Below are 26,023 nucleotides of genomic sequence, written 5' to 3'. Positions count from 1 at the left end.
GCCTTGATGTACCGTGCCATCACCACGGAAACGCTTTGGCATCTCGGCTACTGGTTCATCATCGCAGGTGAAGCAGTGGTTTTCGTGTTGTTTGCGCTGAGCACGCTGGCCATGTTCCGGGCGCGGAATGGCACGGCCGCCAGTTTCAACACGGCAAAGAACTGGGTGCATGGCGCTGCCTGCGTCGGCTTCATGGTCTGGTTCCTCGGCTTCATGGTGGTCGGCGGTGAATGGTTTTCCATGTGGCAGTCATCAGACTGGAACGGCCAGGAAGGCGCCTTCCAATTCTACATGACGATCCTCGCCGTGCTGATCTATGTGGTCTTGCCGGATGGCGAACTTGAGTGATGCGCCAACCCATTGGTGATTGGCCTGTGCGTGTTGCTTGACGCACAGTCGGGCTCGCCCAAGCTAAGCCTAGGCTGGTCTGGTCGAGCGAACAGGTTGCACAGCAGGTCCAGCCTATTTGATCTTGCGCAATTGCCGGCGAATAGTGCCAGCAAATCGCTCGACCCGAGCCACGGGAGACTCTTCGGCTGCGTAGAAAGACAACATCGCAAAGCGTGCCTTGGGCGCGCAGGCCCTGAACAAACCCCATTTCAGGATGCGGCGAACGGGGCGGCGCATGACCAGCCGGTCGACCCACCACGGGCTGCCAAGCGTGGTGACGGCAACGACATGGCGGAGCTTGTAGAGGAGCGGCCTGATCGTGCCCAAGTCCTTGGCATGGTCGAAGGCAATGCCTGGGGAAAACACGCGGTCGACCCAGCCCTTCAGTATCGCCGGCAAGCCGAACCACCACGTCGGAAAGACCAAGACAAGCACTTCCGCCTCGCGAAGTGCCGCGGCGTGGCTCATCAAGGCCCCAGCCTCGAAGCGCTCGCCATAATACGAGCCGCGCTCGGCCGTGCTGAGCCGCGGATCGAAACCGTTGGCATAGAGGTCGAGCAGCGTCACCTTGTGGCCAGCACGGGTGAGTTCATCGAAAACGATATCGGCAAAATGCCTGTTGAGGCTTTCGGGCAGCGGATGCGACAGGACAACGAGGCAGTTCACGGCGAGGCCTGACGCTGGTGCGTGATCCGAAAGTCTGGATCGGTTGTCGGATAGGACCACGCACGGGTTAAGAAATATTGTAGCGCCAGGTGTGCGTCCAAGGACGCGTGGAACTCCGGGGATCAGACGCCGCGCGTGCGCGCCAGGCCGTCGACGGCCGGCTTGTAGTTCGGGTCGAGGCGGACCGCTTCGGCGTAGGCTTTGGCGGCCTTGGCCTTGTCGCCCCGGCGCTCATAGATCAGCGCCTGGTTTGCCCAGCTCTCGGCGATCTTGCCGTCGAGCTTGATCGCCATGTTGAAGTCGGCGAAAGCGTTTTCGTCGTCACTGGTAGCGAGGTAGGAGAGCCCGCGGCCATTGTAGGGTTCGGCCGAATCCGGAGCGAGCGAGATCGCCTTCGAGAAATCCTCGATGGCAAAGGCGTGCTGGCCCTGGCTCTGATAGATCAGGCCGCGATTGTGGTAGGCACGCGGGTCGGTGGTGTCGAGCTCGATCGCCTTTTGGAAATCATTGAAGGCATCCTGCGAGCGGCCGGCTTTGCGGTAGAGATTGCCGCGGCCGATATAGGCGGCGTCGTAGGAGGCGTTGAGTTGGATGGCCTTGTTGTAGTCGGCGAGTGCCGCCGGCTGGTTGCCCATGAAGCGGTAGATCAGCGCTCGGTTGGAATAGGCCTGGTAGAAATTCGGGTTGAGCTGGAGCGCCCGGTCGAAGTCCTGCAGGGCCTCGCGGTACTTGCCGCTGCGGCCATAGGCCGAGCCGCGCACGTTGTAGCCTTGAGGGTCGTTGGGATTGCTGGCGATCACGGCGCTCAGCGAGGAGATGTTCTCGCTCGAGCCTTGCGCCGTGTCGATGCGCGTCAGTTCGCCTGCCGGACCGCCCGACTGGCAGCCGGCGACAGTCATCGCGACAAGCATGAGGGCCGTCATGGCGCCGCCGCGCAGCAGTGAGGTGCGGTTGCTCATGACTGCATTCATCGCTGCGTGTCCTCGCTTGCGCGCTCCGGGCAGTGGGCGCTGCGTCCGGCGGCAAGCCGGACAAAACAAAAAGGTGGCGGCGATTTTTAGTCGCCCCACCTCGTCGTTATCCTTCGAAAAGGACCAAAGATTGGCAGATCAACGTGCCGGACGTGCACCAGCACCGGCGCCAGCAGCGGCTGCCGGGCGCGGCGTGCTGGGCAGCAGGCCTTCGCGCTGAGCGCGCTTGCGGGCCAGCTTGCGGGCGCGGCGGACGGCTTCTGCCTTCTCGCGAGCACGCTTTTCCGACGGCTTCTCGTAGTGACCGCGCATCTTCATTTCACGGAAGATGCCTTCGCGCTGCATTTTCTTCTTAAGCGCGCGAAGCGCCTGGTCAACATTGTTGTCGCGGACGAGTACCTGCACTTGTGATCCTGTCGTTCGTGTTCGAAATCTCAAGGCCGCGGCAATAGCCACGAAGCCTCCGCGATGACTGACACCGCGAATTGTTGGGCGGCTGATAGCAGAATCAGGTCTGCCTGTCCACCACAAAGGCCGCATTTCCTGAGGTCGCTGTAAAATGTGCCCGACAAGTGAGCCCATTTCCGCCTCATTTGTTGGAGACCAAGCCGATCCCACGCCCTCTCCAAATCCGCAAGGTAATTCTCATGCGTTCGATTCTCGTTGCCCTCGCGCTTGCGGCGGCCCTGCCGCAGGCGCATGCCGCCGATCTCATCCATTTTTGGGACGCGCCGCAGCATGGCGGCAACAGTTTCAACCGCCTGCCGCCCGACCAGGCCTATTTCGACGCCCTGCGCGGCTATGGCGCGAGCTGGGTGCGATTGTCCTATGACAAGTGGAAGCCGGAAAAGCGCGACTTCCTGATCGGCACCGCCGACAAATATGAAGGTCTCGTCGCCTCGGACGTGAAAACCCTCAAGGCCGTGCTCGATCGCGCCGACAAGGCCGGGCTCAAGGTGGTGATCGCGCCTTTGTCGCTGCCGGGCATGCGCTGGGCTCAGAACAACGACAAGAAATTCGACGGTCGCCTGTGGAAAGACAAGGCCTATTGGGCTCAGGCTGCCGCCTTCTGGCGCGATCTCGCCGCCGAGCTCAAGGATCATCCGGCGGTCGCCGGCTACAACATCGTCAACGAGCCGGCACCTGAGAAGGGCAATGGCCTCGCCGAGCATGCCGATCCGGCTGCGATGAAAGCCTGGTACGACAAGCAGAAAGACAGCGCGAGCGACCTGCCTGCCTTTTACGAAACGATGATCAAGGCGATCCGCGAAGTCGACCCGACAACGCCTGTCATGGCCGACTCCGGCTGGTATGCGGCGGCCGATGCCTTTTCCTATTGGCCAGCCAAGCTCACCGACGAGCGCGTGCTCTACTCTTTCCATATGTATGAGCCATACGCTGCCACCAGCGCGCCCAACATGAAGCGCGAAAAGCCCTACCAGTATCCGGGCATGGTGCCTTACGGCGACGGCGAGCAGAAATGGGACGCGGAGCGGGTCAAGGCCTATCTGGCCCAGCCGGTCGAATGGGCAGACAGCCATGGCATTGCACGCAACCGGGTCGTTGCCGGCGAGTTTGGCTGCATGCGCCGCTTGCCGTTCTGCACGCAGTATCTCGAAGACGTGCTCGCGCCCCTCGACGCCGACAAGCTGCACTGGGCCTTCTACAGCTTCCGTGAGGACGCCTGGGACGGCATGGATTACGAGCTCGGTTCGGGCAAGGTGAACTGGAAGTACTGGGAAGCCCAGGAAAAGAACGAGCCCGATCCGGTCAAGCGCAAGCCAACGCCCGAATTCGAGCCGATCTCCAAGCGCCTGAAGCCATAACATCGGCCGATAGCGGGCGCTTCCAGAGATTGACTTCGGCGGCTGGTCCTTTAACCCGCCGAAGTTGCACCATGCAGCGCCGGCATCCAGCGTCTATTGCAGGGTTCTGAAATGATCGCTTGCAGTCTGGAACTACTGATATGACCGACACCGCTATCCCTGCCCGCCAGTCAAGCGCTGAAGGAACGGTGTTCGCCATTCTGCTCGCGGTCAGTTTCTGTCACCTCATCAACGACATCATGCAGTCGCTGCTGACCGCGCTTTATCCGATGCTGCGTGAGGAATACCGCCTCGATTTCTGGCAGATCGGCGTGCTCACCATGACCTTCCAGGTCACGGCCTCGCTGCTCCAGCCGCTGATCGGCATGTACACCGACAAGAAGCCGATGCCCTATTCGCTGCCGGTCGGCATGTTGTCGACGATGGTCGGGCTGGTGCTGCTCGCCTTTGCGCACAGCTATACCATGCTGCTGGTCGGTGCTGCCTTCATCGGTTTCGGCTCTGCCATCTTCCACCCCGAATCCTCGCGAGTGGCGCGCCTCGCTTCCGGTGGCCGCTACGGCCTTGCCCAGTCGCTGTTTCAGGTCGGCGGCAATTTCGGCTCGGCCATCGGCCCGCTGCTTGCTGCCTTCATCGTCGTGCCGATGGGCCAGACCAGCGTCGCCTGGTTTTCGCTGGCGGCCCTTGTCGGCATCGTCGTTCTGTTCCGCGTCAGCGGCTGGTACAGCCGCCATCATGTCAGCAGGGCCAAGCGCGCCACTTCGGCGCTGTTCGATCCGTTGCCGCGCCGCACGGTGATGATCGCGCTGGTGGTGCTGGCGCTTTTGGTCTTCACCAAGCAGATCTACGTGGCCTCGCTGTCGAGCTTCTACACCTTCTACGTCATGCAGAAGTTCGGCGTGAGCGTGCAGGAATCGCAGATCATGCTGTTCATCTTCCTGGGAGCCGCGGCAGTCGGAACCGTGCTCGGTGGGCCGATCGGCGACCGCTTCGGCGCCAAGACGGTAATCTGGTTCTCGATCCTGGGCGTTTTGCCCTTCACGCTGATGCTGCCATATGTCGACCTGTTCTGGACCAAGGTGCTGTCGGCGGTAATCGGCGTCATCCTGGCTTCCGCCTTTTCGGCCATCGTCGTCTTCGCCCAGGAACTTGTGCCGGGCCGTGTCGGCCTCATCGCCGGCATCTTCTTCGGCTTTGCCTTCGGCATCGGTGGCATCGCCGCCGCCGTGCTCGGCGTCGTCGCCGATATCAGGGGCATCGACTATGTCTTTGCGATCTGCTCGTTCCTGCCGCTGCTCGGCCTGCTGACCATCTTCTTGCCCAACATGAAGGCCGCGCGTCCCCGCGCGGCCTGAAGGATGGGGTCTGCTTAGACGCGGTTGATCGAAACACCGCCATCGGCGAGCAAGGCGGTGCCGGTGGTGAAGCTCGACGCCTCGGAGGCGAGATAGAGCGCTGAACGCGCGATTTCCTCGGGCTGTGCGATACGCTTCAGTGCGTGCAGCCCTTCGATGAAGGCGCGTTCTTCCGGGGTGTTGGCTGTCAGCGCCGGGGTGTCGGCAGCCCCTGGGAGCAAGGCGTTGACGCGAATGCCGCGCGGGCCGAACTCTGCTGCCAGTGCCTTGGTCAGGCCGATGACGCCTGCCTTTGACGCCGCATAGGCGGCCATGCCGGGCATGCCGACCGTGTAGCCGACGAAGGTCGAGGTGAAGATCAGCGAGCCGCCACCGCGTTCCAGCATCGCCGGGATCTGGTATTTGGCGCCGACGAACGCACTGGTCAAATTGGTGTCGAGCGTGTCGCGCCAGCCCTGTGTGGACAGGCCGGTGGTGTCGCCCATCTCACCCACTGAACCGGCATTGTTGAATGCGATGTCGAGCCCGCCAAAGGCATCGACGGCTCGCTCGACCAACGCCTTGGCGAATGCCTCGTCCCTGATGTCGCCGGCAAGCGTTACGGCTTCACCATCAGCGCTCGTGATCTCCGCGGCAACCGCATTGAGTTCCTCCGCCCGTCGTGCCGTCAGCACCACCTTGGCGCCCTGGTCGGCGAACAACATGGCCGTCGCCCTGCCGATACCCGAGCTTGCACCGGTGACGATCGCGACTTTTCCGTTCAATCCAAACATCGTTCTTGCTCCATGCGCTTGCAGCCTGCGGGTGTCCGCTGGCCTGGTTGCGTCATTCGCAATTCGATGGTTCGCCAGCCACCCGATACATGCGGCGCAGATGGGCGGCGCAAAACGGCAGGCCCCGTCGCAAACAGTGCAAGGCTGGTCGTTGGATTTCGCTAGTGCTACACCTCGCGCTCTTAAGCTTGCGGCATCTGCGAGGCCCTGAAACAATGCGGAAATATTCGGTTTTTGCCATAGCCCGGGAGGCGATGCGCGGCCACAAGGGTTGGGAGGAGCAGTGGTCCTCGCCCGAGCCGAGGAGCGAGTACGACGTCATCATCGTCGGCGCAGGCGGGCATGGCCTCGCCACCGCCTATTACCTAGCCAAGGAGCACGGCATCACCAATGTCGCGGTGCTGGAAAAGGGCTGGCTCGGCGGCGGCAACACCGGCCGTAACACCACCATCATCCGCTCCAATTATCTCTATGACGAATCGGCGGGCATCTACGATCACGCGCTGAAGCTGTGGGACGGGCTGTCCCAGGACCTCAACTACAACGTCATGTATTCGGCGCGCGGCGTCATGATGCTGGCCCACAACGTCCATGACGTGCAGGTGCTGAAGCGCCACGTCCATGCCAACCGGCTCAACGGCATCGACAATGAATGGCTGACGCCCGAGCAGGCCAAGGAGTTCTGCCCGCCGCTCAACATTTCGGCTTCCGCCCGCTATCCGGTCGTTGGTGCTTCGCTGCAACGTCGTGGTGGCACCGCCCGTCACGATGCGGTCGCCTGGGGTTATGCGCGCGGCGCGTCCGATCGCGGCGTCCACATCATCCAGAATTGCGAAGTCACCGGTGTGCGCCGCACTGCTGATGGGCGCGTTTCGGGCGTCGAAACATCGAAGGGTTTCATCGGCGCCAAGAAGGTCGGCGTCGTTGCCGCCGGCCACACCTCGGTCATCATGAACATGGCCGGCGTGCGCATGCCGCTCGAAAGCTATCCGTTGCAGGCGCTGGTGTCGGAGCCGGTCAAGCCGGTCTTCCCTTGCGTGGTCATGTCCAACACCGTGCACGCCTATATCTCGCAGTCCGACAAGGGCGAATTGGTCATTGGTGCCGGCACCGACCAGTACATCTCCTATTCGCAGACCGGCGGATTGCACATCATCAACCACACGCTCGACGCCATCTGCGAGATGTTTCCGATGTTCACGCGCATGAAGATGCTGCGCTCGTGGGGTGGCATCGTTGACGTGACGCCTGACCGTTCGCCGATCCTGGCCAAGACGCCGGTGCCGGGCCTCTATGTCAATTGCGGTTGGGGCACGGGCGGCTTCAAGGCGACGCCGGGTTCGGGCAATGTCTTTGCCCACACCATCGCGCGCGACGAGCCGCATCCGATCAACGCGCCCTTCACCATCGAACGCTTCCGTACCGGCCGGCTCATCGACGAGGCGGCAGCGGCGGCGGTCGCGCACTGAGGAGCGGGGAATGTCCGAAAAATCAGTCAATCTCGCCGAGAAGCTGGCGCTCTTTGACGAGCGCTGGTCGCCCAAGATCGTTGCCGGTTTCAACGGCAACGACATCATGGTCGTGAAGGTCAAGGGCGAATTCAACTGGCATTCGCATCCCGATACCGACGACTTCTTCCTCGTGCTCAAGGGTCGGCTGCGCATCCAGCTCAGGGACGGCGATGTTGTTCTGGGACCGGGCGAACTCTATGTCGTGCCCAAGGGTGTTGAGCATTGCCCCGTGGCCGAAGAAGAAACGCACATCCTTCTGATCGAGCCCGCTGGCGTGCCCAACACCGGCGATCCGGCGACTGCCGTCACGAAAACCCGATTATGAGGAAGGAACGCCGCTCGTGGCTATGATCCGCCGTTCCCCTCGCTTCTTTTTCGCAGCGGTGGCGCACTGATGTCGACGTTCGCCGCGACCCTGGTTGCGATGGCGCCGCTCGTGCTCGCGGGCGAGAGGGGTATGTTCCACATTCCCGACATGAGCGAGGTGCGGCTGCAGACGATCAGCCGTGCCGGCTATGAGAGCGAATGGCCGTTTTCGGTTGCCTCGGGCGTTCTCGCCTGTGTCTGGAGTGGCGGCCGCAGGGTCGTGTCCTTTGTCGAGGAACACGCATCCGACGGCGACGACCCTGAGCCGCGACAGCCGCGGCACGTCATCGTCTCGGCAAATCCGTTCGAGCTTACCTTTCTCAACATCGCCAACCGCGATCTGTTTCTGCCCGTCGACACGGTGGAAACGCTGATCAAGCGGGTGGCGCCGTTCGCCGCACTTGGCGAAAGGCTTTGCGACCAACCGCAAGGCACCCAAATCGGCCCCGGCGAACTCTAGGGATCATCCAGATGCTTCTCATTCACTGCCCCTACTGCGAAGAAGAGCGCCCCGAGCTCGAATTCCGCAACGCCGGCGAGGCCCACATCGCGCGTTCGAACAACATCGCGGCTGAAAGCGACGAGGATTTCGAAAAATTCTTCTTCATCCGCTCGAACCCCAAGGGCGTCATCTTCGAGCGCTGGCGCCACATCCATGGTTGCGCGCGCTTCTTCAACGCCGCCCGCGACACCATCACCGACCGGTTCCTTTTGACCTACAAGGCAGGTGAGCCGAAGCCCGACATTTCGACATTGTCGAGCGAAGGGGGGCCAGCTGCCTGGGCCAATCGCCCGCCAGACCAACTGAACGTGAAGCCAAAGGCCAAGCGCTCGACCAAGGGAGAGGCATGATGGCCGGTTCCTACCGCATTTCCGGCCAGGGCCGCCTGACGCCTGCCAAGACCGCGCGTTTCACCTTCGACGGCAAGCCGATGACCGGCCTTGCCGGCGACACCGTGGCATCGGCACTGCTCGCCAATGGCGTGCATCTCGTTGGCCGCTCGTTCAAATATCACCGCCCGCGCGGCATCCTGTCTGCGGGTGCCGAGGAACCCAACGCGCTGGTGAGTGTCGAGCGCGATGCGGCGCGCAAGACGCCCAATGTACGGGCCACGGTGCAGGAACTTTATGACGGCCTCACCGTCAATTCGCAGAACCGCTGGCCGTCGCTTTCCTTCGACGTCGGCGCGGTCAACGATCTTGGCTCGCCGTTCTTTTCGGCCGGCTTCTACTACAAGACCTTCATGTGGCCGAAGGCTGCCTGGAAGAAGTTCTACGAGCCCACCATCCGCTCCGCGGCGGGCCTGGGCGTAGCACCCGATCAGGCCGACCCCGACCACTATTCCGCACGCTATGCCCATTGCGAGGTGCTGGTGCTCGGCGGCGGTGCTGCTGGTCTCGCTGCTGCCCTTGCGGCTGCCGAGACAGGCGTGCGTGTCATTATCTGCGACGAGCAGGCCGATTTCGGCGGCGCCTTGCGCTATGAAAAAGGTGCTGTCATCGACGGCCAGGATGGCTGGAGCTGGGCACAGGCGACCGTCGCCAAGCTCGCCGCCATGGACAATGTCACCGTGCTGTCGCGCACAACGGCATTCGGCTACTACGCCCAGAACTTCGTCGGCCTCGTCGAGCGCGTCACCGACCACGTGGCACGTCCCGGCCGCGACGAGCCGCGCGAGCGGCTGTGGCAGGTCCGCGCCAAACGCGTCATCCTGGCCACCGGCGCGATCGAACGCCATATGGTCTTCGCCAACAACGACCGCCCCGGGGTGATGCTGGCATCCGCCGCGCGCACCTTCCTCAACCACTATGGCGTCGTCGTCGGCAAGCAAGTCGGCGTCTACACCGCCAATGACAGTGCCTATGGTGCCGCGATCGACCTCAAGAAGGCTGGCGTCGGCATCGCTGCCATCGTCGACCTGCGCGACAACCCGACCGGCCCGCTGGTCGACGAGGCGCGCGCTCTCGGCATCGAGGTCAATCATGGCCGTGCTGTCACCAGCGCCAATGGCAGCCAGCGTATCAAGTCGATGACCGTGCAGGCCAAGGCCGGCGGCGCGGAACGCACGATCGCTGTCGATGCGCTGCTGATGTCTGCCGGCTGGACACCGTCGGTGCACATGTTCTCGCAGTCGCGCGGCAAGGTTGCCTTCGATGACGCGACCAAGCGTTTCCTGCCCGGCACTTACGCCCAGGATTGCGTATCTGTCGGCGCCTGCAACGGTTCCGACTCGCTCGAAGACACCGTCGAGCAGGCGCTCGCGGCAGGTGCGGAAGCAGCGAAGAATGCTGGCGCCAAGTCGTCCAGGGGCGTTGCCCTCAAGGTCGAGGCTTCCGAAGGCTGGAGCGGCGGCATGCTGGGTGCTGGCCCGGGCGCTGGCGCCGATACCAAGGTCAAGGCCTTCGTCGATTTCCAGAACGACGTCACCGCCAAGGACATCCGCCAGGCGGTGCATGAAGGCATGCGCTCGATCGAGCACGTCAAGCGCTTCACCACCAACGGCATGGCCACCGACCAGGGCAAGACGTCCAACATGCATGGCCTCGCCATCGCCGCCGAGGCGCTGGACAAGGACATTCCGCAGGTAGGCCTCACCACCTTCCGCGCACCCTACACGCCGGTCACCTTCGGGGCCATCGTCAACCATGCCCGTCACGGGCTGTTCGACCCGACGCGCAAGACCGCGACCCATAATTGGGCCGAAGGGCATGGTGCTGTGTTCGAGGATGTCGGCCAATGGAAGCGCGCGTGGTATTTTCCACGCGCCGGCGAAGACATGCATGCCGCCGTCAACCGCGAATGCGTCACCGTGCGCAAGGCCGCCGGCCTGTTCGATGCTTCGACACTCGGCAAGATCGAGGTGGTCGGCCCGGACGCGGCCAAGTTCATGGAACTGCTCTACACCAACCCGTGGGAGAAGCTCGAAGTCGGGCGCTGCCGATATGGCATCATGCTGCGCGAGGACGGCTTCATCTATGACGACGGCGTCGTCGGCCGCCTTGCTGCTGACCGCTTCCATGTGACGACGACGACCGGCGGTGCGGCGCGCGTCATGAACCACATGGAGGACTATCTCCAGACCGAGTTCCCCAATCTCGACGTCTGGCTGACCTCGATCTCCGAGCAGTGGGCAGTCATCGCCGTGCAAGGCCCCAACTCCAGGCAGATCATCGAGCCGCTGGTCGAGGGCATCGACATATCCGACGAGGCGATGCCGCATATGTCGGTGCGCGAGGGCAAAATCTGCGGCGTGCCGACCCGGCTGTTCCGCATGTCGTTCACCGGCGATCGTGGCTTCGAGGTCAACGTGCCGGCCGACTATGGCCGCGCTGTCTGGGAAGCTTTGTGGGCCGAAGGCCAGAAGCATGGCGCTTGTGCCTATGGCACCGAGGCGATGCACGTGCTGCGCGCCGAAAAGGGCTATATCATCGTYGGCCAGGACACTGACGGCACGGTCACGCCAAACGATGCCGGCCTCGACTGGGCTGTTGGCAAGAAGAAGACCGACTTCGTCGGCATTCGCGGCATGATGCGTCCCGATCTTCTGGCCAAGGGCCGCAGGCAACTCGTCGGGCTCAAGACCAGGGATCCGCGCACAGTGCTCGAAGAGGGCGCCCAGATCGTCGAGAACCCCAAGCAGGCAATCCCGATGAAGATGATCGGCCAYGTCACGTCGAGCTATTGGTCGGAGAATTGCGACCGCTCGATCGCCATGGGCCTTGTCGCCGGTGGCCGCGACCGCATCGGCGAAACGCTCTACGTGCCCATGCCTGATAGTGTCATCGAGGTCGAAGTCACCGGCACCGTGTTCTTCGACGAGAAGGGAGACCGCCTCAATGGCTAAGGTCGCAGTCGCCACTAGAAGCCCCGCACTCGCTGGCAAAAATCTTGGCGGGCAGGGCGTGTCGCTCAAGGTGCTGGAGCCGGCCCAGCGCATCTCGCTGCGAGCCCGTCCGGCCGCTGTCGCCGCGCTCTCCAAGGCGCTCGGCCTGGCCTTGCCGCAAAAGCCCAAGACCTCCGCCACCAAGGGCGGACGCACCGCTCTCTGGCTCGGGCCGGACGAATGGCTGGTCATCGACGAAGCCGGCGGCGATCCGCTCGCTGACTGCGCGTCGGTCAAGGGCCTGCACTCGGCGGTCGATGTTTCGCACCGCAACGTTGGCATATCGGTGACTGGCCCCAATGCCGCAGCCACCATCAACGCCGGCTGCCCGCAGGACCTGTCGCTCGCCGCATTCCCGGTGGGTGCCGCCTCGCGCACGGTGCTGGGCAAGGTCGAGATGGTGCTGCTCAGGACCGGAGAGGATGCCTTCCGTGTCGAGTGCTGGCGCTCGTTCTCCGACTACGTCTACGGTTTCCTGTCGGAAGCCGCACGCGACGGCTGATTTCGGAACCTCGGGAATGGGTACGCGTTTGTTCATCGACTCAAGAGGGACCCACGCGATGCCCACAATTTCCGAACCAAAGGGACAGATGCTCCCAAAGCGCGAGAGACGCGCCCGGCGCAGCGACGACCGGCCCAAGGATCAGCAGGTGCTGCAACAAGAGCTCGACGAAGGGCTTGAGGACAGCTTTCCGGCCAGCGACCCGGTATCGGTGACGTCGACCACGATCTCCGGTGGACCGGTAGAGCCGAGAAAAAGCTGACCGCTGCAGCCCCGCAAGTATATGAAAGCCGCTCTGTCAGGCGGCTTTCATAGCGAAATCCTTCCCGAACTCAGTATTTGGGCGGCACGATCCACGGGTTCATGTCGAAGCCGAGCCGCGGGCCTTGGCCGCTTTTGGTCGTCGACGGGCTGCGCTCCTTGATCGCACCGGTCGTGCCGCAGTCGAGCTTGTGCTTGGACGTCGTTGCGCTGCACGCAGAGGGCGCATGCGTCGTCTTGTGAGTGTCCTTTGCCATTGCCAAGCCGCTCGTCGCGAGCACCGCCGCAAGCGCCAGAATTGTCCGTCGCATTGTCCATCTCCGCAAATTTGTACCGTACATGTACGGGATAACTTACAGATACGGCCGCACCTTGCGTATTGCAAGAGCATTAGCCGTACGCGTACGGAGGCGTTGGTTTCAAGGCACTGAATGCTGCCCGGCGGGCTCTAACAATGGCCGGGTTCGTCTGTGAGTGGAGCCGTCTCGCTTGCGGCAAGTCCTGCCAGAGCGAGATCCCCGATTCGCGTCACATAGGCTTTGGGATCGCCGAAGGGATAGAAGGGAAACGTGATCAGCAGCGAGATCGCCCCGTGGGCCACGGTCCATAGGGCCGTGGCGATGGCGCGGGCGTCGCCCTTCAGCTTGCCTGCCGAGATGCATGCTTCAACCCGCTCCAGGATCACCTGGAATGCCGGGTTGCCTCGTTCCATCTCGGCAAAGGTCTTTCCGACCGGCGGCTTCTGCTTTTCGGTCATGAACACGGTCCGGTATTCGTTCGGATTGCCAAGCCCGAACTCCGCATATTCGGTGAGGGCTGCGTGGACCGCTTCGAGTGGATCGTGAGGTCGGTTCTGCCGCATCCGTCGCGCCAGGTCGATGAAGGCATCCTCGGCGAGCGCCATCAGGATTTCCTGCTTGTCGGCGAAGTAGGAATAGACCGACATCGGGGCATAACCGACCCGCGTTGCAAGCTTGCGGATGGTCAGGCCCTCATAGCCTTCTTCCCGCACCAGCGCATGGGCGGCTGCTACCAGTTCGGCCCTGAGTTCGGCCTTGTGGAGCCCACGTCGGTTTGCGGCAATGCTGGACACGGATACGCCTTGTTGACTTCACGCACTCGAAGCCGGCGACTTTATACGCCGGTCCGGAACGCGGCAAGGCAAGCGCGGTAGCTCATCAGGACTACGAATTGACGAAGTATGTTCAGGCGGTTTCGCGCGAGGGCTCGACAAAAGTCAGCGTCAGCCAGCGCGCGGTCAGTGCCGGCTTCTTCGAGTTCTCGATCTCGATGGTCACCTCATGCGTCGCCTGGATCCAGCCGGACGGGCGGATCTTCAGCTCGGCCAGCACGAAGTGGGTGCGGATGCGCGAACCGGTCTTCACCGGAGCCACGAACTTCAACTCCTCGAAGCCCTGGTTGATGCCCATGCTGCCGCCCTCAACCGAGGGAAGCGTGTCGAAGGTCATGGCCGAAAGCAGCGACAGTGTCAGAAAACCATGCGCGATGGTGCCGCCGAAGGGTGTTTCCTTGGCAGCACGTTCGGGGTCACAGTGGATGAACTGGTGGTCGTCGGTAGCGTCGGCGAACTGGTCGATCATCAACTGTGTGACCGTGCGCCATGGCGAGACGCCAACTTCCTTGCCGACACTGGCCTGAAGTTCGTCGAGAGTGATCGATTTCAGGCTCATTCGTATCCCGTTCTGCATAAGAAAAAGTCATGCGCTCCGCCGACTGCGAGGACTGATACAGAATCGGACGCGCCATGTCATCGCTTGCGGCGGCAAATCCGTCGCAGATTGACCAATATCAGTTCTGTGTCGTTATTCCGCAGGCTCCACGCCGGTATAGGCGGCTTCTTCGAGCTCGCGCTTGAGCCGGTTCTCTTCGGCGACCTTCGGCGTGATGAAGCGGCCAAGCAGCAGATAGGCGACAGGCGTCAGGAACAGCGTTGAGATCGTCGCGAGGCCGAGCCCGCCGACGATCACCCAACCGAGCGCGATGCGAGCCTCGGCCCCGGCGCCTTGCGCCAGCACCAAGGGCAGCCCGCCGAGCACGGTACAGATCATCGTCATCATCACCGGGCGCAGGCGGATCGTCGCCGCTTCTTCGATCGCCTGGCGCACGCCCATGCCGCGGTCGCGCAGCTGGTTGGCGAACTCGACGACCAGAATGCCGTTCTTGGCCATGACGCCGACAAGCAACACTAGCCCGATCTGGCTGTAGGCGTTGAGCGAGGTGCCGGTCAAAAGCAGCGCGAAGACAGCGCAGGCCAGCCCCAGCGGCACTGTCGCCATGATGATGACAGCACTTACGAAGCTCTCGAACTGCGCCGCCAGCACCAGCAGGATAATGACGATGGCAAAGCCGAAGRTCGTCAGCATGCTGCCGCTGGTTTCGTTGAGGGTCGCAGCTTCGGCCAGCGGCAGCAATCGGCTGCCCGCCGGCATCACAGGTGCGGCGATCTGTTGAACCGTCTTCAGTGCTTCGCCAAGGGCAAAACCGTCGGCGAGGCTGGAGGTGATCGCCACCGAGCGCTGCTGCTGTTCGCGCGACAGCGACGGCGGCACGGCGCGCTCGCTGAGCGAAGCGATGGTCGAAACCGGCACGAAACGCCCGTCGCTTGCCCGGATGAAGATGTTTTCGAGATCGGTCGAATCGTTGATCGGGTTGGTAGTCGAGACCAGCTTCACGTCGTAGCTGCGATCCTCGATGAAGACGCTGGCGATCTTGCGGCCGTCGAGCATCGCCTGAAGTGCTGGCGACAGGCCGTTGATGTCGATGCCGAGATCGGATGCGCGGTCGCGGTCTACGGTGACGAAGAGCTGGGGCTGGTTGGCGTCAGTGCTGAGGCGGGGCTGCTGGAAGCGCGGGTCCTTCTCCATCTCGGCCAGCACCTTGGTGGCGGCAGCACCCAGATCGGCATAGCTGTTGCCGACCAGCGCGAATTGCAGGCCGTTGCCGGCACCGCGGATGCCGAGGCTGTTGGGCTGGGCGACCGTAGTGCGTACGCCGGGCACGTCGCGGGTTCGCGCCACGATGTCGGCGGCGATCTGCTGCTGGGTGCGCTCGCGCTTATCCCAAGGCGCCAGCGACAGCACCATGAAGCCGCTATTGTTGTTGTTGCCCATGCCGGCGCTGACGAAGGTGCTTTCGATCTCGCCCGACTTGCGGAGCGGCTCGATCAGTCCTTCGATGCGGCGCAATTGCGAGGCAGTGTAGTCGAGGCTGACGCCTTGGGGTGCCGACACGCGCAGCATCACCATCGAGCGGTCCTCGGTCGGCGTCAGTTCCTGGCGCACGGAGCCGAAGGCGATGTAGGCAGCGCCAGCAAACAGGATGGAGATCAGGATGACGATCACTGGCGCGTTAAGGCAGGCGCGCAGGCAGCTTTTGTAGAGGGTTGCGAGCTTGGTGCCGATCTTGCCGATTACTCCCGAACGGGTGTGCTCGATGCTCTTTTCCGTCAGCATGCGCGAGGCGAGCATCGGGCATAGCGACAGGGCCACGACCGATGACAGCAGCACCGAGATCGCCAGCACGAAGCCGAATTCACGAAACAGGCCGCCGGTCTGGCCGGGCAGGAAGGAGATCGGGATGAAGACGGCGGCAAGCGTTGCCGTTGTCGCGACCACAGCGAAAAACACTTCCTGCGTGCCGAGCACGGCGGCAGCGCGAGGGCCCATGCCTTCGTTGCGTCGCCGCACGATGTTTTCGAGTACGACGATGGCATCGTCGACGACAAGGCCAGTTGCCAGCACCAGTGCCAAAAGCGTCAGGATGTTGACCGAGAAGCCGGCGAGATAGATGCCGGCAATCGTGCCGATCATCGCCACCGGCATGGCAAAGCCGGGAATCAGCGTCGCGCGCCAGTCCTGCAGGAACAGGTAAATGACAATCAGAACGATGGTCACCGACAAAAGCAGCGCGATTTCGACTTCGTGGATGGCGCCCTCAACGAAGGTGGCATCGTCCGAAGTGACGCGGATTGTCATGCCCTTGGGCAAGGTGGTCTGGATCTTTTCGGCGGCGGCACGCACGCCTTTGGAAATATCGAGCGTGCTCGACTGTGCCTGGCGCACGATGCCGATGCCGATGCCGGTCTTGCCGTCGGAGCGCAGCGAGGTCGAGCCGGGGTCGCCGCCCAGCGTGACGGTTGCGACATCGCCGAGGCGCGTCTTGCCGTTGATGATGATGCTCTCAAATGCCTCCGGCGTCGTCACCGCAGCGCTTGCGCGCACGATGATGTCCTGGTTGCCGACGGTGAGCGAGCCCGCCGGCGCGTCGAAGGAGACGCTTGCCAGCGCATTGGAGATGTCGGCCAGCGTCAGCCCCAGGCTCGCCACACTGGCCTGGTCGATGTCGACGCGGAACACCTTGGCGCGGTCGCCATACATCTGCACGTCGGCGACGCCGTCGACCGAGGCCAGAACGTCGACGATCTGGTCTTCGACCAGGATGGTCATGTCCTCTACGGGCATGGTGTCGGATGTCACCGCAAGGCGCATCACCGCGTCGGCGTTGGCGTCGGCCTTGACGATACGCGGCGGGTCGGCGTCGTCGGGCAGGGTGTTGGTCACCCGGCCGACCGCGTCACGCATGTCGGAAGCCGCGACATTGAGATCGACGCCGTCATTGAACTCCACCGTCACGCGGCTGTTGCCGTAGGACGAACTGGACGAGATCGACTTCACGCCGGTGACACGCGCCACGGCACCTTCGACGACGGCTGTCACCTGGCGGTCGACGATTTCGGCCGCGGCATCGGAATAGGTCGTCGACACGGTGATCACAGGGCGGTCGACATCCGGCAGTTCGCGGATCTCGACGCCATAGAAGGCGGCGAGGCCGGCGACCACGATCAGGGTATTGATGACGAACGCCAGCACCGGCCGGCGCACGAAAAGTGCGGTGATGCCTTTTTCAGCATGTTCGTTCTGGGCGCTGCTCATCGGCCGCTCCTGCTCAGGAGCCGCTGCGCGCGGCAGCTTCACTGCCGGCAACGAGAAGTTCAGCACCCTCGCGCACTGTGTGGATGCCCTCGGTGACGACCTTGTCACCAGCCGTCAATGCGGCTTGCACCAGCACGCTGTCGGTGTTGCGCTGGATGATGCGCACTGGCACGCGCTTGGCCTTGCCGTTATCGAGCGCCCAGACGAAGGCGCCGTCGCCGCCCCACTGGATAGCCAGCGGATCGACCGATGGATAGGTATCGCCGGGAAACTGCATGGCGACCTGGAACGACATGCCGGCGCGCAGCACGTCGCCGTCATTGTCGAGCCGGGCCTGGATGCGCAGCGTACGGCTTTGTGTTTCAAGCCTGTTGTCGACAGCGCTGACCACACCGTCGAAGATCTGACCGGGGCGAGCGATGGAATTGGCTGAAAGCGGCGCGCCGACCGCGATCAGGCCGGTGAAGCGTTCCGGCACCCAGAAGTCGACGATGATGCGCGAGCGGTCGTCGATGGTGGCGATCGTCGTCTGGCTTGTGACGTAGTTGCCGGCTTCGACTGGCAGGATGCCGACGACACCGGCAATCGGCGCGCTGATGGTCCGGCGATCGAGTGCCAGAGCCGCGTCACGGACAGCGAGCCGCGCATTGTCGAGCGCAAGTTCCGCTTCTCTTTGCTGCACGGCGGTGACTGTATTGGATGCCCTGAGCGCCTTGATCCGCTCGAGCGATGCCTCGGCATCAGCCTCCGCGATGCGGGCGCGTTCGAGCGCTATCTCTTCAGAATCCGAATCGAGCTTGGCGATGACCGTGCCGGCCTCGACTTTTTCCCCCGACGTGACTGCAATTTCAGTCAGTCGCCCCGATGCATAGGGGTTGATGACGACAGAGTTCAGCGCGCGGCCAGTGCCGATCGCCGACAGCTTGTCGTTGATGGTGCCGGTGGTGACAAGCTGGGTAACAACAGGTGTCTGAGCCTGGCCACCACGGCCGCCCTGACGATTGGCGCCACCGGTCTGTGCGGCCTTTTCGGTCGTGGCCTGGGCCCAGTCGATGCCCCAGCTTGCGAGGACTGTGCGCGAACTCGGTACGAACAGCACCCAGCCAGCGGCTGCGACAAGCGCAATGACGATTGCCAAGACAATCTGCTTCCAGGCGGCCATCTGCATTCCAGTCTCGCTAAGTCCCTCGGCCCGGCATCGATCCGGTGCCACCTACACCGCTGCGCGCGGCGTCTGCACATTGTTTCGAGGTCTTGTGCGCGCAAAAAGGGCGTGCAGGCGACCGCAGTATAGCCTATTTCGATAGCCGAGACTTATGGCAATTCTCCGCCTGCCGCACATTAAATCTGCGTAATCTTTGCAGGAATGGACGCCGGATCAGCGCAGATCCTCGATCTCGCGGATGCGCTTGGCACCATCGGTTTCGAGCTTTCGGGTCAGCGCGCCGATCAGCGTTTCGGCGGCCACGAACAACGCAGCGGACGAATCCCAGGCGGAAGGCACTGCTGTGCGCCCGGCGATCACATGGCGGGCAAACCGCGCGATCGGCGACAGCCACTGGTCGGTGAACAGGACGATCGTTGCGCCGCGATTATGCGCTTTCTCGGCAAAGTGGATCAGGCTGTCCTGGTAGCGGCGGATGTCGAAGATCAGCAGCGTGTCGCGCTTGCTCATGTCGATCAGCCGATCGCGCCACAGGCTTTCCTGGCCGACGAGGTGGGTGACATTCGGCCGGATCAGATTGAGATGGGCGGCCATGTAGCGCGCCAGGGGATCGGTGAAGCGGCCGCCGACGAGATAGACATGGGCGCGCTGGTTGGCGAGCTGACCGACGATGTCGGTGAGTTGCTTGTCCGAGATATGCCTGAACGTCTCGCGGACATTTTCGAGCACCGCCTCGAGGATAGGCGCTGTCGAGGCGGGCAGGGGCGATTGTGCCGTGTTGGTGCGAGAGGCAGGCGACTGCAACTGGGCCGCCAGCTCGTCCTGAAGTGCCGACTGGAACTCCGGGTAGTTCTGGAATCCCAGCCTTGCAACAAAGCGCAGGATGGTCGGCGACGACACACCGGCCTGCTGGGAGAATTCGGCCACCGTTTTCAGCCCGATCAGCGGATATGACGCGATCAGCGTCTGGGCCGCACGGCGCTCGCCGGCCGGCATCGTGTCGATCTTTTCCGTGATCAATTCGGCAACGCTCGAAACCATCTGCATCTCCTCTGCGCACGTGGCCGATCTGGCCCAGCCGTGAGTCAGTTGCGCGCCTCAAATGACATTTGACAAACTCTTCCGATGTGTATGAAATCATCCATAGGGGCGCAATGAACAAAAATACGTAACATACGATACGGCCCCGGGGATGAATGAATGGGTATGGGCCAGGCCGCACTACGCGCCATGTCGAATGCCGTCCGGGTGACCAATCGGGCCGGGCGCAGCCCTTACGTCATTGTCTGCGATCACGCTTCCAATCGTCTGCCCGCGAGCTTCGGCACGCTCGGGCTCGACGCGTCCGAAATGCAGCGCCACATCGCCTGGGATCCGGGCGCGCTGCCGGTCGCCGAACGCATGGCCGAAGGCCTCGATGCGACGCTGGTTCAGTCCTGCGTCTCGCGGCTTGCCATTGATTGCAACCGGCCGCTCGCGGCCAACGACCTGATCCCCGAGATCAGCGAAACCACAGCGATTCCCGGCAACGCCGCACTCACCGTCGCTCAGCGCGAGGCGCGAATCGCGCTATCATGGCGACCGTTCCACGATGCGATCGACGAGGTCGTTTCGGAACGGCTCGGCGAAGGGCGGGAGACGAGACTGGTGTCTGTCCATTCCTTCACCCCGGTCTACAAGGGCGTTTCGCGCCCCTGGCACATCGGCATCATTCACGACGAAGATGCCCGGCTCGCCGCCCCCTTGATCGCGGCGCTGCGGGAACTCGACAACGTCAATGTCGGCATCAACGRGCCCTATTCGCCGGCCGACCGCGTCTATTTCACCCTGGAACACCACGGCAGGTCGCGCGGCCTGCCGTGCGCAATGATCGAAATCCGCAACGACGAAATTCCGGCGCAGACCGGGCAGCGGAAATGGGCGGATTTGCTCACGGGCATCTTTGCGGAACTCGAACCGGAGGCGGGCGAGGCAGCCCCATTCCAGACGGGCACCGGCCGCGCAGCTCAATCGAAGGCATAACAATAAGGGGACACTGACATGGCAGCACCTGGTTATACCGACAAAGACAAGAGCGAGGACGTCCAAGTCCTTCACAGTATGGGCTACGCCCAGGAACTCGAACGGCGAATGAGCCAGTTCTCGAATTTCGCGGTTTCTTTCTCCATCATCTGCATTCTCTCAGGCGGCATTAATTCGCTGGCCCAGGCAACGTCGGGCGCGGGCGGTGCCGCCATCGGCATCGGCTGGCCGCTCGGCTGCTTCGTCAGCCTGGTCTTCGCCGTCGCCATGGCGCAGATCAGCTCGGCCTATCCGACGGCCGGCGGCCTCTATCACTGGGGCTCGATCCTCGGCAACCGCTTTACCGGCTGGCTCACTGCCTGGTTCAACTTGCTCGGCCTCGTCACCGTGCTGGGCGCCATCAATGTCGGCACCTACTACTTCTTCATGGGCGCCTTTGGCACCACCTATCTCGGCCTCGAAGACACTACCACCACCCGTATCATCTTCCTGGCTATCATCACCGGATTGCAGGCACTGGTGAACCATATGGGCATCGGCCTTACCGCCAAGCTCACCGACTTCTCCGGTTACCTGATCTTCGCAACCGCGATCGCACTGGCGCTCGTGTGCCTGATCGCGGCCGACAGCTACGAGATATCTCGACTGTTCACCTTCTCGAACTATTCGGGTGAAGCGGGCGGCAATGTCTGGCCGGCCAATTCGTCGATGTGGGTGTTCCTGCTTGGCCTTTTGCTGCCGATCTACACCATCACCGGCTACGACGCCTCGGCGCACACCTCCGAAGAGACGCTGAAGGCAGCACATTCCGTGCCGCGCGCCATGATCGGTTCCGTGCTGTGGTCGGCCCTGTTCGGCTACATCATGCTGTGCTCGTTCGTGCTCATGCTGCCGAGCATGGACGATGCCGCAAAGCAGGGCTGGAACGTGTTCTTCTGGGCGATGACCGAACAGGTCAACCCGCTCGTCAAGGACCTGCTTTACTTCGCCATCTTCGTCGCCCAGTGGCTGTGCGGTCTGGCGACAGTGACGTCGGTGTCGCGCATGATCTTCGCCTTCTCGCGTGACGGTGGCCTGCCGGGCTCGCGGGCACTGGCCAAGGTCAGCCCGACCTACCGCACGCCGGTAGCTGCGATCTGGACCGGCTCGATCCTGGCGGTGCTGTTCGTCTGGGGCTCGTCGCTTGTCTCCATCGGCGAGACGCCGGTCTACACCATCGTCGTCGCCTGCACGGTCATTTTCTTGTTCTTCTCCTTCACCATCCCGATCGCGCTCGGTTTGATTGCCTGGGGCACGTCGAAGTGGGACAAGATGGGACCGTTCGATCTCGGCGAGGGCGTCTTCAAGCTGTTCGCCGTGCTGTCGATCATTGCCATGGTGCTGATCTTCGTGATCGGCATCCAGCCGCCCAACGACTGGGCGCTCTACATCACTGTCGGCTTCCTGGTCGTCACCGGCATCGTCTGGTTCGGTTTTGAGGCACGCCGCTTCCAGGGCCCGCCGATCGGCGACGAGGTGGCCAAGCGTGCCGCCGAGATCGCCGCGGCCGAACGGGCCGTGGGCGAAACCGGACACTGACAGCTCTCACAATGGCCGTGGCCGGCCAAGCGCCGGCCACGTCTCGTTTCAACCCCCAAGACGATCTTTTGAAGTGGCATTGCCCGGAGCGGAACAAAAATGGCTGGAAATCTCTCATTCGATCAGTTGAAAAAGGCTGTCGCCACAGGCGAGATCGACACGGTTCTCGCTTGTGCCGTCGACATGCAGGGCCGGCTGGTCGGCAAGCGGTTTTTGGCCAAATACTTCGTCGAATCCGCCTATGACGAGACGCATGGCTGCAACTATCTGCTGGCCAACGACATCGATATGGAGCCGGTGCCCGGCTACAAGGCGGCGAGCTGGTCGAAAGGCTATGGCGACTTCGTCATGAAGCCCGACCTCGACACCATCCGAAAGGTGCCGTGGCTCGAAAAGACCGCGCTTCTGCTCTGCGACCTGCAGGACCACCACACGCATGAAGACCTCGCCCACTCGCCGCGCGGCATCCTGCGCAAGCAGGTCAAGCGGCTGCAGGATCGCGGCTATCTCGCCTATTTCGCTTCCGAGCTCGAATTCTACCTGTTCAGCGAAACCTACGACTCGGCGCGTGGAAAGCACTGGCAGAACCTCGACACGGCATCGCCCTATATCGGCGACTACCTGATCGGCATCACCACCAAGGAAGAAGGCGTCATGCGCCGGCTTCGCAACGAGATGGAAGCTGCCGGCATTCAGATCGAAAATTCCAAGGGCGAGTGGGGCCCGGGCCAGGAAGAGATCAACGTCCGCTACGCTGAGGTTCTGGAGATGGCGGATCGCCATGTCATCTTGAAGAACGGCGCCAAGGAGATCGCGGCCAGCGAAGGCAAGGCCATTTCCTTCATGGCCAAGTACAATTACGGCCTCGCCGGCAACTCCAGCCACATCCACAACTCGCTGTGGAGCGCGGACGGCAAGACACCGCTGTTCTACGACAAGGGCAGTGAATGGACGTTGTCGAAGCTCGGTCAGCAATGGGCAGCCGGCCAGCTCAAATACGCCAAGGAATTCACCTGGTTCCTGGCGCCCTATATCAATTCCTACAAGCGCTTCCAGGCCGGCACGTTCGCCCCGACCAAGATCATGTGGAGCGAGGACAACCGCACCGCTGGCTTCCGCCTCTGCGGCGAGGGCACCAAGGGCATCCGCATGGAGTGCCGGATCGGCGGTGCCGACCTCAATCCCTATCTCGCCTTCGCGGCTTTGATCGCGGCGGGCCTCGCAGGCATCGACGAAAAGCTTGAGCTGCAGAAGCCATTCGTCGGCGATGCCTATCAGGCTGCCAGCCTGCCCGAAATTCCCAAGACCCTGCGCGATGCAACGGAAACCTTGGCGTCGTCGAAGATGTTGATCGAGGCTTTCGGCGAGGACGTCATCGAGCACTACGTCCACACCGCGCGCTGGGAACAGTTCGAATACGACCGTCGCATCACCGACTGGGAATTGCACAGGGGATTCGAGCGGTATTGATAAAATCAAAAATTGCGAGATAATGTGATTATCGCAATATCAATCAGGCCGACATGTCCACGTCTCAGACAAAAATCGACAAGGAATGGTTCAACAGTCGAATGCAGGAGAACGGTCTGTCTCGTGGACAGGTGGCCAAAAAGATGGGGCTGGACCCAAGTGCCTTGTCGCGTGCACTGAATGGCCAGCGTGGGATTAAAACAGACGAAATTGTGAAAATCGCAGCGATACTCAACGAACCAGTAAGCGCGGTGGTTGCTCACTTATACATGCGTAGCGACACGGAGGTTTCTGCGATCCCTACGTCGAAGCCGCACCTCGGTGCTGGCTTTATGGAGGCTCAGTTGGATTTCAAAGATACGTCGGGCGGAAACGAAGAGCGCATCGTCGCACCGCGCGGGGCCGATCCCTTGTTCGGCTGCATGGCTGACACGCTGACTTTGTTGCCGGACGTCGACTATACCGCGCCTGCCGATCCCGACTGGGGCAGGGCATATGAAGACTGACGGGCTGCTTCTGGATACATGCTTTATTCTGTGGCTTTCAACCGAGCAGCCGGTGGCACGCGTTGCCGTCGACGAGGTCACCAGTGTCCGGAAAAATGGCGGCGTGATCTCCGTTTCGGCGATGTCGGCTTGGGAAATCGGACTGCTTGTCGCCAAGGGCCGGCTTCCGTACATCAAGTCGCCACTTGCATGGTTTCAGCAGTTTGTTGAAGCAGGAGCTGTGCGTGTCGAAGCTGTCGACAGCGAGGTTTTGGTTGAATCTTCGTTTCTGCCCGGCGGCGTCCACAACGATCCGACGGACCGCATCATCATAGCCCAGGCGCGATCGAAAAACCTGGCCATCGTCACGCGGGATCGTGCAATCCTTGCTTACGGTGCGGCTGGCTTTGTCAAGACAATCCCTTGTTGAACTGGAGTTCTCTGTTTTGGAAACCGTAAAACTCAAATCCCCCGTCGATGGGTCGATCTATGCCGAACGGCCGATCGCCGAGGACAAGGCGGTCAACGCCGCGGTAGAACGCGCCCGTACCGCACAGGTCGCGTGGGCCCAGACCTCGATTGCCGAGCGTGGCAAGTACATGCTGGCCATGCTGGAACACCTCGTGGCGATGAGCGACGAGATCGTGCCCGAGATCGCTTGGCAGATGGGCCGCCCGGTTCGCTATGGCGGCGAGTTCGGCGGCGTCAAGGAACGCACCAACTACATGGTCGAGATCGCCGAACAGGCGCTCAAGCCGGTGCTCGCCTCCAACCCCAAGGACGGCTTCCGCCGCTATGTCCGCAAGGACCCACTCGGCGTGGTCATGGTCATCGCGCCGTGGAACTATCCCTATCTGACCGCCGTCAATACCATCGTGCCTGCACTGATGGCCGGCTCGACCGTCATCTTGAAGCACGCCGCCCAGACGCTGCTCGTCGGCGAGCGTTTCCAGCAGGCCTTCGACAAGGCAGGCCTGCCCAAGGGCGTGTTCCAGAACATCGTCTTGAACCACGTCCAGACCGAGAAGCTGCTCGCCTCCGGCAAGATCGACCACGTCAATTTCACCGGCTCGGTTGCTGGTGGGCGTGCCATCGAAAAGGCTGCGGCCGGCACCTTCATGACGCTCGGCCTCGAGCTTGGCGGCAAGGACCCGGCCTATGTGCTGCCCGACGCCAAGATGGACCATGCGGTCGCCAACCTCGTCGAGGGTGCGTTCTTCAATTCCGGCCAGTGCTGCTGCGGCATCGAGCGTGTCTACGTCCACGAAAAGGTCTATGACCAGTTCGTTGAGGGCTTCATAGCGGAAACAAAAAGCTATGTTCTGGGCAATCCGCTTGAGCAGGCAACGACAATGGGGCCCATGGCGCAGGCCCGCTTCGCCGATTTCATCCGCGAGCAGAAGGCCGAAGCCCTGCGCAAGGGTGCCGTCGCGCATATGAACACCAAGGACGCGGCTGACAAAGCGGGATCGCCCTACCTGCCGGCCGAAGTGCTGACCAATGTCGACCACCAGATGAGCGTCATGCGGGAGGAGAGCTTTGGCCCCATCGTCGGCATCATGAAGGTGCGCAATGACGAAGAAGCCATCGCCTTGATGAACGACAGCCCCTATGGCCTGACCGCTTCGATCTGGACCTCAGACACCGACCATGCAGTTGCGATCGGCGACCGCGTTGAAACAGGCACGGTGTTCATGAACCGCTGCGACTATCTCGATCCCGCACTCGTGTGGACCGGCGTCAAGGACACCGGCAAGGGCGCGGCCTTGTCGCAGATCGGCTACGACAATCTGACCCGGCCGAAGTCCTATCACCTGCGCGAAAAGATCTGATTTCCCGAAAGCCA

The 26,023-nt window shown here is 62.4% G+C and carries 25 protein-coding genes and 1 pseudogene; 16 read left to right on the top strand and 10 right to left on the bottom strand.

All coding sequences use genetic code 11. The annotated features are described in order from the left end of the window. On the top strand, positions 1-348 hold a 348-nt coding region (locus tag AC1DWF_RS10770; protein ID WP_476841667.1), incomplete at its 5' end, for a DUF2165 family protein. 114 nt (positions 349-462) lie between these two features. Here AC1DWF_RS10770 and AC1DWF_RS10765 read toward each other — a convergent pair. From AC1DWF_RS10765 to rpsU, 3 genes are all read right to left on the bottom strand, one after another. Continuing rightward, positions 463-1,056 carry an NAD(P)H-dependent oxidoreductase gene (locus AC1DWF_RS10765; RefSeq protein ID WP_476784108.1) on the bottom strand — a complete coding sequence of 198 codons (594 nt, stop codon included), beginning with the start codon at positions 1,054-1,056 and terminating at the stop codon, positions 463-465. 122 nt (positions 1,057-1,178) lie between these two features. Beyond that, positions 1,179-2,015 (bottom strand): tetratricopeptide repeat protein, encoded by an 837-nt coding sequence (locus tag AC1DWF_RS10760; RefSeq protein WP_476784109.1) that lies wholly within the window; start codon positions 2,013-2,015, stop codon positions 1,179-1,181. A gap of 150 nt (positions 2,016-2,165) precedes the next feature. After that, positions 2,166-2,432, bottom strand: a complete 267-nt coding sequence (rpsU, locus tag AC1DWF_RS10755) for a 30S ribosomal protein S21 (RefSeq protein WP_067958156.1) — start codon at positions 2,430-2,432, stop codon at positions 2,166-2,168. A 242-nt stretch (positions 2,433-2,674) separates the two neighbouring features. Here rpsU and AC1DWF_RS10750 point away from each other — a divergent pair, with 242 nt between their 5' ends. Both AC1DWF_RS10750 and AC1DWF_RS10745 read left to right on the top strand, forming a co-directional pair. After that, positions 2,675-3,853, top strand: a complete 1,179-nt coding sequence (locus AC1DWF_RS10750; RefSeq protein WP_476788246.1) for a glycoside hydrolase family 5 protein — start codon at positions 2,675-2,677, stop codon at positions 3,851-3,853. 140 nt (positions 3,854-3,993) lie between these two features. Further along, entirely contained in the window at positions 3,994-5,208 is a 1,215-nt protein-coding gene (locus tag AC1DWF_RS10745; RefSeq protein ID WP_476784111.1) for an MFS transporter, read from the top strand. A 14-nt stretch (positions 5,209-5,222) separates the two neighbouring features. Here AC1DWF_RS10745 and AC1DWF_RS10740 read toward each other — a convergent pair whose 3' ends face one another. Beyond that, complete coding sequence (locus tag AC1DWF_RS10740) at positions 5,223-5,981, bottom strand: SDR family oxidoreductase (RefSeq protein ID WP_476784112.1); 759 nt, start codon at positions 5,979-5,981, stop codon at positions 5,223-5,225. Between the two features lie 215 nt (positions 5,982-6,196). Between AC1DWF_RS10740 and AC1DWF_RS10735 the strand changes: the two genes are divergently transcribed. The 7 genes and pseudogenes from AC1DWF_RS10735 (at position 6,197) to AC1DWF_RS10705 (ending at position 12,506) form a co-directional block, all read left to right on the top strand. Continuing rightward, positions 6,197-7,450: a sarcosine oxidase subunit beta gene (locus AC1DWF_RS10735; RefSeq protein WP_476784113.1), complete on the top strand. Its 1,254-nt coding sequence runs from the start codon at positions 6,197-6,199 to the stop codon at positions 7,448-7,450. 10 nt (positions 7,451-7,460) lie between these two features. Next, positions 7,461-7,817, top strand: a complete 357-nt coding sequence (locus AC1DWF_RS10730) for a cupin domain-containing protein (RefSeq protein ID WP_476784114.1) — start codon at positions 7,461-7,463, stop codon at positions 7,815-7,817. A 69-nt stretch (positions 7,818-7,886) separates the two neighbouring features. Continuing rightward, a complete protein-coding gene (locus AC1DWF_RS10725) occupies positions 7,887-8,318 on the top strand; it encodes a hypothetical protein (protein ID WP_476784115.1) in 432 nt (143 codons plus the stop codon). An 11-nt stretch (positions 8,319-8,329) separates the two neighbouring features. After that, positions 8,330-8,599: pseudogene (locus AC1DWF_RS10720) on the top strand (sarcosine oxidase subunit delta); the annotation flags it as partial. Between the two features lie 110 nt (positions 8,600-8,709). Next, entirely contained in the window at positions 8,710-11,703 is a 2,994-nt protein-coding gene (locus AC1DWF_RS10715; RefSeq protein ID WP_476784145.1) for a sarcosine oxidase subunit alpha, read from the top strand. Further along, complete coding sequence (locus AC1DWF_RS10710; protein WP_476784139.1) at positions 11,696-12,244, top strand: sarcosine oxidase subunit gamma; 549 nt, start codon at positions 11,696-11,698, stop codon at positions 12,242-12,244. The genes AC1DWF_RS10715 and AC1DWF_RS10710 overlap by 8 nt, the downstream gene beginning before the upstream one ends. A gap of 58 nt (positions 12,245-12,302) precedes the next feature. Further along, positions 12,303-12,506 (top strand): hypothetical protein, encoded by a 204-nt coding sequence (locus tag AC1DWF_RS10705; protein WP_476784140.1) that lies wholly within the window; start codon positions 12,303-12,305, stop codon positions 12,504-12,506. A gap of 70 nt (positions 12,507-12,576) precedes the next feature. Here AC1DWF_RS10705 and AC1DWF_RS10700 read toward each other — a convergent pair whose 3' ends face one another. The 6 genes from AC1DWF_RS10700 to AC1DWF_RS10675 all read right to left on the bottom strand — a co-directional run bounded on the left by AC1DWF_RS10700 (position 12,577) and on the right by AC1DWF_RS10675 (position 19,663). Beyond that, positions 12,577-12,816: a DUF680 domain-containing protein gene (locus AC1DWF_RS10700; protein ID WP_476784141.1), complete on the bottom strand. Its 240-nt coding sequence runs from the start codon at positions 12,814-12,816 to the stop codon at positions 12,577-12,579. 137 nt (positions 12,817-12,953) lie between these two features. Next, complete coding sequence (locus AC1DWF_RS10695) at positions 12,954-13,598, bottom strand: TetR/AcrR family transcriptional regulator (protein WP_476784142.1); 645 nt, start codon at positions 13,596-13,598, stop codon at positions 12,954-12,956. A 112-nt stretch (positions 13,599-13,710) separates the two neighbouring features. Continuing rightward, on the bottom strand, positions 13,711-14,196 hold the full coding sequence (locus tag AC1DWF_RS10690; protein WP_476784143.1) for a MaoC family dehydratase: 486 nt from the start codon (positions 14,194-14,196) through the stop codon (positions 13,711-13,713). Between the two features lie 132 nt (positions 14,197-14,328). Then, positions 14,329-17,457 (bottom strand): efflux RND transporter permease subunit, encoded by a 3,129-nt coding sequence (locus AC1DWF_RS10685; RefSeq protein ID WP_476841666.1) that lies wholly within the window; start codon positions 17,455-17,457, stop codon positions 14,329-14,331. A 13-nt stretch (positions 17,458-17,470) separates the two neighbouring features. After that, the gene (locus AC1DWF_RS10680; RefSeq protein ID WP_476788254.1) at positions 17,471-18,619 is read right to left on the bottom strand and encodes an efflux RND transporter periplasmic adaptor subunit; all 1,149 of its coding nucleotides are present in this window, start codon (positions 18,617-18,619) and stop codon (positions 17,471-17,473) included. A 216-nt stretch (positions 18,620-18,835) separates the two neighbouring features. Next, positions 18,836-19,663, bottom strand: coding sequence for a MurR/RpiR family transcriptional regulator (locus AC1DWF_RS10675; protein ID WP_476781477.1), 828 nt, complete (start codon positions 19,661-19,663; stop codon positions 18,836-18,838). Between the two features lie 159 nt (positions 19,664-19,822). Between AC1DWF_RS10675 and AC1DWF_RS10670 the strand changes: the two genes are divergently transcribed. The 6 genes from AC1DWF_RS10670 (at position 19,823) to AC1DWF_RS10645 (ending at position 26,009) form a co-directional block, all read left to right on the top strand. Beyond that, the gene (locus AC1DWF_RS10670; protein WP_476841665.1) at positions 19,823-20,644 is read left to right on the top strand and encodes an N-formylglutamate amidohydrolase; all 822 of its coding nucleotides are present in this window, start codon (positions 19,823-19,825) and stop codon (positions 20,642-20,644) included. A gap of 18 nt (positions 20,645-20,662) precedes the next feature. Beyond that, positions 20,663-22,222: an amino acid permease gene (locus tag AC1DWF_RS10665; protein WP_476788242.1), complete on the top strand. Its 1,560-nt coding sequence runs from the start codon at positions 20,663-20,665 to the stop codon at positions 22,220-22,222. A gap of 99 nt (positions 22,223-22,321) precedes the next feature. After that, positions 22,322-23,692, top strand: coding sequence for a glutamine synthetase family protein (locus AC1DWF_RS10660; RefSeq protein ID WP_476781474.1), 1,371 nt, complete (start codon positions 22,322-22,324; stop codon positions 23,690-23,692). Positions 23,693-23,745: 53 nt separating this feature from the next. Further along, positions 23,746-24,198 carry a helix-turn-helix domain-containing protein gene (locus tag AC1DWF_RS10655; RefSeq protein WP_476781473.1) on the top strand — a complete coding sequence of 151 codons (453 nt, stop codon included), beginning with the start codon at positions 23,746-23,748 and terminating at the stop codon, positions 24,196-24,198. After that, entirely contained in the window at positions 24,188-24,607 is a 420-nt protein-coding gene (locus AC1DWF_RS10650; RefSeq protein WP_476781472.1) for a type II toxin-antitoxin system VapC family toxin, read from the top strand. The genes AC1DWF_RS10655 and AC1DWF_RS10650 overlap by 11 nt, the downstream gene beginning before the upstream one ends. Positions 24,608-24,623: 16 nt before the next feature. After that, positions 24,624-26,009: an aldehyde dehydrogenase family protein gene (locus AC1DWF_RS10645; protein ID WP_476781471.1), complete on the top strand. Its 1,386-nt coding sequence runs from the start codon at positions 24,624-24,626 to the stop codon at positions 26,007-26,009. The last annotated feature ends 14 nt before the right edge of the window (positions 26,010-26,023 follow it).

The sequence above is a fragment of the Aminobacter sp. P4_D5 genome, from assembly GCF_056401815.1.
The sequence above is the reverse complement of the archived record's forward strand: the minus strand, read 5'-3'. Positions and strand labels throughout refer to the sequence as shown.

What these genes read in the sequence shown, in the direction of transcription:
- AC1DWF_RS10660 (WP_476781474.1), top strand. Translation starts at nt 22,322, where the DNA reads ATGGCTGGAAATCTCTCATTCGATCAGTTGAAAAAGGCTGTCGCCACA.
- AC1DWF_RS10710 (WP_476784139.1), top strand. Translation starts at nt 11,696, where the DNA reads ATGGCTAAGGTCGCAGTCGCCACTAGAAGCCCCGCACTCGCTGGCAAA.
- AC1DWF_RS10740 (WP_476784112.1), bottom strand. Translation starts at nt 5,981, where the DNA reads ATGTTTGGATTGAACGGAAAAGTCGCGATCGTCACCGGTGCAAGCTCG.
- AC1DWF_RS10750 (WP_476788246.1), top strand. Translation starts at nt 2,675, where the DNA reads ATGCGTTCGATTCTCGTTGCCCTCGCGCTTGCGGCGGCCCTGCCGCAG.
- AC1DWF_RS10745 (WP_476784111.1), top strand. Translation starts at nt 3,994, where the DNA reads ATGACCGACACCGCTATCCCTGCCCGCCAGTCAAGCGCTGAAGGAACG.
- AC1DWF_RS10680 (WP_476788254.1), bottom strand. Translation starts at nt 18,619, where the DNA reads ATGGCCGCCTGGAAGCAGATTGTCTTGGCAATCGTCATTGCGCTTGTC.
- AC1DWF_RS10705 (WP_476784140.1), top strand. Translation starts at nt 12,303, where the DNA reads ATGCCCACAATTTCCGAACCAAAGGGACAGATGCTCCCAAAGCGCGAG.
- AC1DWF_RS10725 (WP_476784115.1), top strand. Translation starts at nt 7,887, where the DNA reads ATGTCGACGTTCGCCGCGACCCTGGTTGCGATGGCGCCGCTCGTGCTC.
- AC1DWF_RS10760 (WP_476784109.1), bottom strand. Translation starts at nt 2,015, where the DNA reads ATGAGCAACCGCACCTCACTGCTGCGCGGCGGCGCCATGACGGCCCTC.
- AC1DWF_RS10700 (WP_476784141.1), bottom strand. Translation starts at nt 12,816, where the DNA reads ATGCGACGGACAATTCTGGCGCTTGCGGCGGTGCTCGCGACGAGCGGC.
- AC1DWF_RS10690 (WP_476784143.1), bottom strand. Translation starts at nt 14,196, where the DNA reads ATGAGCCTGAAATCGATCACTCTCGACGAACTTCAGGCCAGTGTCGGC.
- AC1DWF_RS10735 (WP_476784113.1), top strand. Translation starts at nt 6,197, where the DNA reads ATGCGGAAATATTCGGTTTTTGCCATAGCCCGGGAGGCGATGCGCGGC.
- AC1DWF_RS10655 (WP_476781473.1), top strand. Translation starts at nt 23,746, where the DNA reads ATGTCCACGTCTCAGACAAAAATCGACAAGGAATGGTTCAACAGTCGA.
- AC1DWF_RS10730 (WP_476784114.1), top strand. Translation starts at nt 7,461, where the DNA reads ATGTCCGAAAAATCAGTCAATCTCGCCGAGAAGCTGGCGCTCTTTGAC.
- AC1DWF_RS10665 (WP_476788242.1), top strand. Translation starts at nt 20,663, where the DNA reads ATGGCAGCACCTGGTTATACCGACAAAGACAAGAGCGAGGACGTCCAA.
- AC1DWF_RS10675 (WP_476781477.1), bottom strand. Translation starts at nt 19,663, where the DNA reads ATGGTTTCGAGCGTTGCCGAATTGATCACGGAAAAGATCGACACGATG.
- AC1DWF_RS10650 (WP_476781472.1), top strand. Translation starts at nt 24,188, where the DNA reads ATGAAGACTGACGGGCTGCTTCTGGATACATGCTTTATTCTGTGGCTT.